The organism is Candidatus Effluviviaceae Genus I sp., from assembly GCA_016867725.1.
Lineage (GTDB): Bacteria > Joyebacterota > Joyebacteria > Joyebacterales > Joyebacteraceae > VGIX01.
Genome location: VGIX01000051.1, coordinates 1 through 9711, shown reverse-complemented (window position 1 = coordinate 9711; position 9711 = coordinate 1). Strand labels below are relative to the sequence as shown.

General features: G+C 70.5%; 11 protein-coding genes. All 11 read left to right on the top strand.

The features are described 5' to 3' along the window. A partial coding sequence (locus FJY74_08700) for a T9SS type A sorting domain-containing protein (GenBank protein MBM3308391.1) occupies nt 1-626 on the top strand: 626 nt, incomplete at its 5' end. Nucleotides 627-638: 12 nt separating this feature from the next. Further along, complete coding sequence (locus tag FJY74_08695; GenBank protein MBM3308390.1) at nt 639-1223, top strand: DNRLRE domain-containing protein; 585 nt, start codon at nt 639-641, stop codon at nt 1221-1223. 74 nt (nt 1224-1297) lie between these two features. Continuing rightward, nucleotides 1298-2209, top strand: coding sequence for a VCBS repeat-containing protein (locus FJY74_08690; protein MBM3308389.1), 912 nt, complete (start codon nt 1298-1300; stop codon nt 2207-2209). 380 nt (nt 2210-2589) lie between these two features. After that, nucleotides 2590-2994, top strand: a complete 405-nt coding sequence (locus FJY74_08685) for a metal-dependent transcriptional regulator (protein MBM3308388.1) — start codon at nt 2590-2592, stop codon at nt 2992-2994. Nucleotides 2995-3008: 14 nt separating this feature from the next. Beyond that, entirely contained in the window at nt 3009-3332 is a 324-nt protein-coding gene (locus tag FJY74_08680) for a ferrous iron transport protein A (protein ID MBM3308387.1), read from the top strand. Next, nucleotides 3305-5374: a ferrous iron transport protein B gene (feoB, locus tag FJY74_08675; protein MBM3308386.1), complete on the top strand. Its 2070-nt coding sequence runs from the start codon at nt 3305-3307 to the stop codon at nt 5372-5374. Before FJY74_08680 ends, feoB begins: the two co-directional genes overlap by 28 nt. Before the next feature lie 19 nt (nt 5375-5393). Next, complete coding sequence (locus FJY74_08670; protein MBM3308385.1) at nt 5394-7565, top strand: S9 family peptidase; 2172 nt, start codon at nt 5394-5396, stop codon at nt 7563-7565. 21 nt (nt 7566-7586) lie between these two features. Beyond that, the gene (locus FJY74_08665; protein MBM3308384.1) at nt 7587-8423 is read left to right on the top strand and encodes a hypothetical protein; all 837 of its coding nucleotides are present in this window, start codon (nt 7587-7589) and stop codon (nt 8421-8423) included. A gap of 28 nt (nt 8424-8451) precedes the next feature. Further along, nucleotides 8452-8814: a VOC family protein gene (locus tag FJY74_08660; GenBank protein MBM3308383.1), complete on the top strand. Its 363-nt coding sequence runs from the start codon at nt 8452-8454 to the stop codon at nt 8812-8814. 9 nt (nt 8815-8823) lie between these two features. Beyond that, nucleotides 8824-9171: a hypothetical protein gene (locus tag FJY74_08655; GenBank protein MBM3308382.1), complete on the top strand. Its 348-nt coding sequence runs from the start codon at nt 8824-8826 to the stop codon at nt 9169-9171. A gap of 3 nt (nt 9172-9174) precedes the next feature. Further along, the coding region (locus FJY74_08650) for a D-alanine--D-alanine ligase (protein ID MBM3308381.1) at nt 9175-9711 on the top strand (537 nt) is incomplete at its 3' end.

The window sequence follows — 9711 nt, the reverse complement described above, 5'->3', positions numbered from 1 at the left end:
TGGTGCGGAGGAACACGATCACGGGCAAGTCGCTGCCGATCGGGTTCTTCGTGGGCGGCACGACATGGCTGCCGTCGCTCGGCGAGGCTGTGGATGGCAAGTGCACGGCGTGCGAGGAGACGACGCTGGGCGGGTGCAATCGGGTGGTGACCGACAAGGACCCGGCCGAGTGGTACGTGTACTCGGATCGCCGAGACTCCGTGTGGGCGGAGTGCAACTACTGGTATCCCACGCCCCAAGCGAGTCAGTTCCACGGGTTCGTGGCGTGGCGCCCGTATCTTGCGAGCGACCCCGGGCAGGGACGCGGCGCGCCCGAGTCCGGAGGCGATGAGGAGCAGGACCGCCCCCTGGCGCTTGAGCTCCTCCCGAACACCCCCAACCCGTTCAATCCTGACACCGTGTTCAGGTTCGCGCTGCCGCAGGCGTGTCCCGTGCGGCTGGTGGTGTACGACCTTGCGGGGCGGCGGGTGAGGACCCTCGTGGACGGGCCGGTCCCCGCCGGGTTGCAGACGGCCACGTGGGACGGCAGGACGGATCGCGGGGAGCGTGCGGCGAGCGGGGTGTACTTCTGCAGGCTGGAGACTGGTGCTGGCGAGTTGTCAAGAAAGGTCGTACTCTTGAAGTAGGAGGTCGTGGCCATGGCGGGCATGGGTCCTGCAGGTCGGTGGTGCGTGCTGCTCGCTGGCCTGTTGGTGCTGGGCGCAAGCGAGCCCGCGGACGCCGGGAAGGTGACGCTCGCGGCCGCGGACGTGGGGTACATCGAGAGCGACGGTCCGGAGGCTGAGGGTCGCATCCTCGTGCGGTTCGAGCTGCCTGAGGCGTTCCTGACTAGCGAGGTTGAGTTCGCGGTGCTTGAGCTGCGGGCTCCGGTGTCGGCAGACGAGGACGTGAGCTGCGTGGTCGTTGACGCGTTCGCCATGACCACGGGGTGGGACGGAGCGACGGTGGGCTGGGACGGAGCATGGACAACCCCCGGCGGGGACTTCGACCGCAGCGAGCACGCGGTGTGGATCGCGCGGCCGGGGGCAAGTTCGGTGCTGCGGTTCGACGTGACGGACATGGTGAGTGGTTGGGCTACGGGGGCGGTCCCGAACCACGGACTGGTGCTGGCGGTGTCGCCCGGCTGGCCGGGAGCGGTCGGGGCTTGCGACTCACACGGCGCGGCGGGCGGGGCTCCGGTCCTGAGCGTGCGCTACACGCCGCGCTCTGAGGATGGCCGGTGAGGCGCCGCCGTGGCCCAGGTTCGCTGCTCCGAGGCGGTGTCGCAGGACCGCGACGAGGACAGGAGGTGATCCCGATGGCACGAACTGCGATCGGTGCCGTGATGGTGGCGATGTCGCTGCTGTGGGCCGCGACGGCGGCGGGGCAGTCCGTGGTCTACTGGACGGCGGCGCACGAACTGGCGCCCCCGGGGCAGTACATGAGCTGCCTGACGACCTGGGGGGACCTGGACGGCGATGGGGATCCTGATGTCAGCAGCAGGCGGCAGCACTGGAACGACGGGACCTGCCCCGGAACACCGGCGTGGCGGACGGAGGCGAGCGTGCTTCCGGACTGCGCGAACTGCACCGCCCCTCGCACCGCGACGCTCGGGGATCTCGATGCCGATGGCGACCTTGACCTGATCTACGGCTGCGCGCAGCCAGGGCTCCGCATGTTCTGGAACGTCGGGACGCCCCAAGTGCCGCAGTGGCAACAGGACCTGTCCATGTTCGACAGCAGTGGTGGGAACTGGACCTGCCCGCGGCTCGCAGACTTGGACGGCGACGGTGATCTTGACCTGGTAAACATGAACAGCGGGGGTTGGACCTGGCTTCGCAAGAACACGGGGACACCCCAGACACCGCAGTGGGGCCCTTGGGAAGGCATGGGGCAGGGTCCGATTCCTCCAGATGGATCGATCGCCCTCGGGGATCTGGACGGTGACGGGGACCTGGACCTGGTCACCGTGAGTACCGAGCAGTCCCCCCGGGCCTGGGAGAACGTGGGAACGCCGCAGGCGTGGCAGTTCGTGGAGAACCCCGCGATGCTGACCGGAGTGAACGTACCGCCTCCCGCTTGGGGGCTTGCCTTGCTCGATGTGGACTGCGACGGAGACCCTGACCTCCTGCTATCAGGCTTCGAGGGGGTTGTGTACCTCTACCTGAACGACAGCGTCACGTCCGTGACGCCGACGACTTGGGGGACTATCAAGGCCCTCTACAAGTAGTCTGGAACAGCCGGCCCAGCGGGGTCTTCCGTCGAGGGAAGCTCGGTTGGCGCGCCGTCTGGGGCGACAGAGCGAGTGCGAGCTGCTCGCCACGCAGTAGGACCGCGTCTGGAGAGGGTCGCCGTAAGAAGATATGCGGCTCCTCGTCGCCGAGCTGCGCTGGCTGCTCACGTGCCCACGCCCTCCTCTGGTGCAGAGAGGCCTCCTCTCGCACCTTCGATCTCACCTGTCTCCTCGTCCGTCCGGCGTCGTGGCGGAGCCGCGGCATCCGCGCACTGGTGAGCGGACCCTGCCGCACCCCTTGACACCAGCCCCCTTCCGGCCTAAAGTGTGACCTGGCACACTTTGTGTTACTCCTCTTGCTTAGCAGGGGGTGGGCCATGCTCTCAGACCGAACATCTGACTATCTCGAGACCATCTACCTCCTCTCCCTCAGCCACGACACCGTAGGCATCTCGCAGGTGGCAGCGGCGCGAGGCGTGACCGTCCCGACGGCGCGTGCGGCCGTCGGCCGCCTCAAGCAGGACGGCTGCATCCGCCAGGAGCGCTACGGGAAGATCCTCCTCACCGACGCCGGGCGCGACCGCGCGGCGCGCGTGTACCGCACGCACGCCACGCTCTACCGCTTCCTGCGTGAGGTGCTGCACGTTCCGCCGGAGACCGCCGACGCCGATGCCTGCAGGCTCGAGCATGGACTGAGCGACGCGACCCTCTCGCGGCTCGTGAGCTTCCTCGACTCGCGCGGAGGGCAAGGCGACGGAGACGCGTCGGGAGGTGCGCAGTGACGCCCGAGCGCACGATCCGTCTGTCCGACGCGCCTCCGGGGACCGCCGCCATCGTAGCCGAGGTCACGGGCGAGGGCCCCTTCCGCCGCCGGCTCCTCGATATGGGCTTCGTACGCGGCGCGTGCGTCCGCGTCATCAAGGCCGCGCCGCTCGGCGACCCCGTCGAGTACTGCCTCGGCGGCACGCACGTCACGCTGAGAAGGCAGGAGGCGGAGCGCGTGCTCGTCGCCGCCTCCCCCGACGCCGTCTGCATGCCGCACCGCCGTCGCCACCTGCTGTGGCGCCGAGGGCACGGAGGTCACGGACCACGGTGGCTGAGAAGAGGACGCTCCGAATAGCCCTCGCGGGCAACCCCAACTCGGGCAAGACTTCCGTCTTCAACTGCCTGACGGGCGCGCGCCAGCACGTCGGCAACTGGCCCGGCGTGACGGTCGAGCGGAAGACCGGGCGCTTCTCGCACCGCGGCTACGACATCGAGATCGTGGACCTCCCAGGCACCTACAGCCTCACCACGTTCTCCGTCGAGGAGCGCGTCGCGCGCTCGTTCATCGTGGACGAGCGCCCCGACGTCGTCGTGGACGTGGTGGACGCGGGGAACCTCGCGAGGAATCTCTACCTCACGGTGCAGCTTCTCGAGCTCGGCGCGCACGTCGTCGTGGACCTCAACATGTGGGACGAGCTCGAGGCGTCGGGCGCGACGCTCGACAAGGCGCGCCTCGCGACGCTCCTCGGCACGCCGGTCGTCTCGACGGTCGCGCAGCGCTGCGACGGCGTCACCGACCTCATGGACGCCGTCGTGGACCTCGTCGAGGACCGCGAGGCGCGCCACCGCCACGTGCCCGTCTCCTACGGCGGCCACGTGGACGACGTCGTGGCGGAGCTGGCCCGCGCCGTCGAGTCGTCCGGCGCCGACCTCAAGGGGCTGCCCGCGCGCTGGGTCGCCACGAAGCTCATCGAGGGCGACACGGAGGTCGCGGCGCTCGTGGCAGGCGACGCGCCCGGCCTCGCACGGGTCCGCGAGGCGGCCTCCCGGGGCGCGCAGCACATCGCGACCGCCACGCGCTCGGACCCGGAGAGGGTCATCTCCGAGGGCCGCCACGGCTACGTCGCCGGCGCGCTCCGCGAGGCACTCACGGAGGCGCGCGCCGACCGCATGGAGCTCTCGCGCCGCATCGACGGCGTCTTCACCAACCGCTTCCTCGGCTACCCCATCTTCCTCCTCTTCATGTGGGTGCTCTTCCAGCTCACGTTCCGCCTCGGCGCGCACCCCATGCGCTGGATCGACGCGTTCATCAACTGGCTGTGCGGCACCGTCTGCGCCGGCCTGCCCCCCGGCCTTCTCACCGACCTCTTCGTGAGCGGCATCGTCGGCGGCGTCGGGTCGGTCATCGTGTTCCTGCCGAACATCCTCATCCTCTTCCTCGGCGTCTCGTTCCTCGAGGACTCGGGCTACATGGCGCGCGCGGCGTTCCTCATGGACCGCGTCATGCACGCGCTCGGACTCCACGGGAAGTCGTTCATCCCGATGCTCATGGGGTTCGGGTGCAGCGTACCGGCCATCATGGCCACGCGCACGCTCGAGTCGCGGCGCGACCGCGTGCTGACGGTCCTCCTCATCCCGTTCATGTCGTGCAGCGCGCGCTTCCCGGTCTACCTCCTCATCGCCGGCGCGTTCTTCGGCGAGCGCGCGGGGAGCGTCGTCTTCATCGTGTACCTGTCGGGCATCGTGGCGGTCATCCTCCTCGGGAGGCTGCTGGCGAAGACGCTGTTCAGGAGCTCCCCAGAGCCGTTCGTGATGGAGCTGCCGCCGTATCGTCTCCCGACGCTGAAGGGGCTCTCCATCCACATGTGGGAGCGCGCGAAGCTCTATCTCCAGAAGATGGGCGGGGTCATCCTCGTCGCGTCGGTCGTGCTGTGGTTCCTCGGCGCGTTCCCGCAGGCCGCGCGGCCCGGCGGGGACGCGGAAGCGCAGGACATCGCGAGCTCGTACGTGGGCCGCATCGGGCAGACCATCGCGCCCGCCATGAAGCCGCTGGGGTTCACCTGGGAGATGAGCGTGAGCCTCGTGACGGGGTTCGTCGCCAAGGAGGTCATCGTCTCGACGCTGGGCGTCCTCTACCACGCGGAGTCCGACACGGCCGGGGAGCCGCGCGAGTCCCTGGCGCGGGCGCTCCGCGACCCGGGAAACGGCATCACGCCGCTCGCGGCCTTTGCGTTCATGATGTTCGTTCTCATCTACACGCCCTGCGTGGCCACGGTCGCCGCCATCCGGCGGGAGGCGGGCAATGGCTGGATGTGGTTCTCCGTCGCCTCCCAGCTCTCCCTTGCGTGGCTCGTGAGCTTCGGTGTATACCAGATAGGCAGGCTCGCCGGCCTCTGACAGACCCAGGAGAACGTCCATGCTGACACCGCGCGCTCGGGCCCGCGGGCGCGGGCGGGTGGCCGTTGCCGCCCTCGCCGCTCTCGCGGCCCTCCCCGTCGCGGCGGCCGCGATCGACGCCACGCCGGACGCCAACGCGCCGGCGGCCGCGCCCGACGCCCCGCCCGCCACCCGCATCGCCGCCGACACCGACACGCTCCACGGCCGCGTCATCCCCGACCCGTACCGCTGGCTCGAGGACTGGACGTCGCCCGAGTCCTCGGCGTGGATCGACGCGCAGGAGGCGTACGCGGAAGCGTTCCTCGGCGCGTGCCCAGCCCGCGATGACGTGCGGCGCAGGCTCGGCGAGCTCCTCGACATCCCGAGCATCGGCGGGCTTGCGCTCCAGGGCGACCGTCTGTTCTTCACGCGGCGGAACCCCGAGAACGAACAGCCGGTGCTCTGCGTGCGCGTCGGCGACGCGGAGCCGCGGGCGCTCATCGACCCGTCCGCGCTCGGAAGCGGCGTCCCGGTCAGTCTCGACTGGTGGCATCCGTCGGAGAACGGGCTCCTGCTCGCGTACGGGACCTCCGAGGGCGGGAGCGAGATGAGCGTGCTGCGCGTGATGGACGTGGACTCGGGGACCGACCTGCGCGACGAGATCCCCTACGCGCGCGCCGCCGGCGTGGCGTGGGAGCCCGACGGCAACGCGTTCTACTACAGCCGCTTCCCCGCGCCCGGCGACGTGCCGCCCGGTGATGAGTTCTACTATCGCAGGATCTACCGCCACGTCCTCGGCGACGAGGCCGCGCTCGACAAGCTGGTCTTCGGCGACGGGCTCGACAAGCGGCACTGGCCCTCGGCCGCGCTCTCGACCGACGGGCGGTTCCTGTTCGCCTACGTGTGGCGCGGCGGCGCGCGGAACGACATCTACGTGAAGGACCTCGCGCGCGACGACGGGTTCCGCCCGCTCGTCGAGGGGCTCGACGCGCGCTTCACGGGCATCGCGGTCGGCAGCACGTTCTACATGATGACCTCTCTTGAAGCGCCGAACTTCCGCATCCTCCGCGTGGACCTCGAGAACCCCGCGCGCCTCAACTGGCAGGAACTGGTTCCCGAGTCCGACCTCACACTGCAGAGCTTCCTGTACGGGGGCGGCCACCTGTGCCTCCTCTACCTCAAGGACGCGCACACGCTGGTCCGCGTCCACGATGCCGCCACGGGCGCGCACCTGCGCGACGTGCCCCTTCCGGAGGTCGCGGCGGTGTACGACTGGGCCGGCGACTGGCGCTCGCCGGAGGTGTTCTTCGGCCTAAGCTCGTACCTCACGCCGCCCACGGTGCTGCGGTACGACGCCACGACGGGGGCGCTCCGGGAGGACATGGCCGTCGAGGCGCCGCTCGACCCGTCGCCGTACGTCGAGCGCCAGGTCTGGTACGAATCCAAGGACGGCACGCGGATCCCCATGTTCCTCGCGCACCGGCGCGACATCGTGCTCGACGGGAACAACCCGACGATGCTCGTCGGGTACGGCGGGTTCGGCAGTTCCGTCTCACCCGGGTTCGCGCGCAACCGCTTTCTGTGGTTCGAGCGCGGTGGCGTGTACGCCGAGGCGTGCCTTCGCGGCGGCGGCGAGTACGGCGACGCGTGGCACCGCGCCGGCATGCTCGCCGACAAGCAGAACACGTTCGACGACTTCATCGCCGCGGCGGAGTGGCTCGTCGCGGAGGGCATCACGAGCCCCGAGCGCCTCGCCGTGTGGGGCGGGAGCAACGGCGGGCTCCTCGTCGGCGCGTTCCTCACGCAGCGGCCCGACCTCGCGGCCGCCGTGATCTGCGACGTGCCGCTCCTCGACATGACGCGGTTCCATCGCTTCTACATCGGGGACATCTGGTCGGCCGAGTACGGCTCGCCCGACGACCCCGAGCAGTTCGAGTGGCTCTACGCGTACTCGCCGTACCACCGCGTCCGCGACGGCGTCGCGTACCCCGCCGTGTACCTCACGACGGCGGAGTCGGACACGCGCGTCCACCCATCGCACGCGCTCAAGATGACCGCGCGCCTCCAGGCGGCGAGCGCGTCGGGGCGGCCGGTCCTCTTGAGGTTCCAGCGCGAGGCGGGCCACGGGCTCGCGTCGCCGATGCGGCGAGTCCTCGCGGAGTACGTGGACTACTATTCGTTCCTGTTTCGCACGCTCGGCATGACGCACTAGGCCCGGTCCAGGAGGCAGCCCATGCGAGCACGCACGAAGGTCATCATCGCCGCGGCGGCCTTCGCGGTCGCCGCCCTCACGCTGGTCGGAGCCACCGGCGAGCGCCCGCAGAGCGCCGCGACCCCGAGGGACGAGCAGCGCGACGCGCGGGGCCGGCTCGTTCTCAGCGTGAAGGAGGGCAAGCACTGGAAGCACTCGTTCCGCGTGATGCTCGTCGCGAAGGTGGTCACCGAGCCGCAGATGGCGTTCTGGCTCGAGGACACCGCCGGCGACTTCGTCGCGACGGTCTTCGTGACGCACCGCGCGGCCACCGACGACTGGCGCGCCTCGCCCGGTGAGAAGGCCGGCCGCATCCGCAGACCGTCGGCGCTTCCCGTCTGGCGGCACGGACACAAGGCGGGCGGCGTGCAGCCGGCGAGCACGTGCACCGCGTGCCACGCCCGGCGGCGCATGGAGGACAAGTCCACCGCCGGGGTCGCCGAGCTCGACGCCATCACCGGCGCGACGCCGCCGTCCGGGTTCACGAGGGAGTGGGTCCTTCCCGCGGGCTTGAAGCCCGGGGTGTACGTCGTGAAGGCGGAGATCAACCAGTCACGGGACTTCACGAGCGTCTTCCGCTCCGACCTCCCCGAGTCCGATCCCAACGCCAGCGGCGGGAAGATGGGCTCCGGGCAGCCGTCGGTCGTCTGGCAGGGCACGATCACGCTCGGCGCGGGCCCGACCCTCGCGGTGCTCAAGCCGGCGGGGCACGGGCACCCCGCGGGCGCGGACGGCGAGGTCCCGCCCGACCTCTCCGCGCTCACGACAGCGCTGGACATCGTGGAGTCCATCAGGGTGAGCTACGTTCCGGAGAACTGACGCGCGCGGGCGCGGGAAGGGGGCGACGATGACGAACCACCTGTGCCACTTCGAGCTCATGGTGAGCGACGTCGAGAAGGCGAAGAAGTTCTACTCCGCGGTGTTCGACTGGAAGTTCAGCGAGAGCGCGGTGCCCGGCATGCGGTACGTCGAGATCAACACGGGGAAGGAGCCGGGCGGCGGCATGATGAAGAAGCCCGACGCGGCGCCGATGTACGGAATCGGGACGTACTTCCTCGTGGACAGCGTTGACGAGACCATGAAGAAGGCCGCCGCGGCCGGCGGCTGTGTGCACATCCCGAAGATGGAGATCCCGACCATCGGCTGGTGGGGGCTCTTCATGGACCCTGACGGCATCCCGGTCATGGTCTTCGAGCCGCTCAGGAAGTAGGAGGCGGACATGCTGGTCGTCGCGGTCATCGTGGGTGCGGTGCTCATGGCGGCGCTCGCGCGGGTGCCGATCGTCGGGCCGCTCGTGGCCGGGTTCGTCGCGGGCGTCCTCGCCGGCGGGTTGGGGCGCGGCGCGCTCGCGGGGTTCCTGAGCGGGACCATCCTCGCCATCCTCATCATGGTGTTTCTCATGGGGGCCGGCGCGGTGCTCGGCGCGCTCGTGTTCGGGCCGGCCGGCGCGGCGGGCGGCGGGCTTCTCGGCGCGGTCGTGGGCGGCGGCATCTTCATCGCCGCGCTCTACTTCGGCGTGCTCGGGCTCGTCGGCGGGCTCCTCGGCGGCCTCATCAGGGGGCTCTGACGCATGGCGCGAAGCGAGAACGCCGTCGTCGCGGTCGTGTGTGGCGGCACGTCGGCTGAGGCCGGCGTGTCGCGCGTGTCGGGGCGCGGCGTCGCCGACGCGCTGGCCGCGACCTACCGGCACGTCGTCACGCTCGAGTTCGACAACGCGATCGCCGATGCGCTCCGCGAGGCGAGGCCCGACGTGGTCTTTCCCGTCCTGCACGGGCCGCCGGGTGAGGACGGCACGTTCCAGGGGTTCCTCGAGACGCTCGGCCTCCCCTACGTCGGAAGCGGCGTGCAGGCGAGCGCGTTCGCGATGAACAAGGTGGTCGCGAAGGCGCTCTTCGCCCGCGCCGGGCTGCCGCTCGCGCGCGACGTCGTGATCCGGCGCGGCGACGCGACGGCCGCCGCGCTCGACGACGTCCTCGTGCGGCTCGCGCCGCGCGTGGTGGTCAAGCCGGCGAGCCAGGGCTCGGCCGTCGGCGTGCGGTTCGCGAACACGACCGCTGAGCTCGCGGCCGCGGTGCGGGCGGCGCACGAGTTCGACGACGCGGCGCTC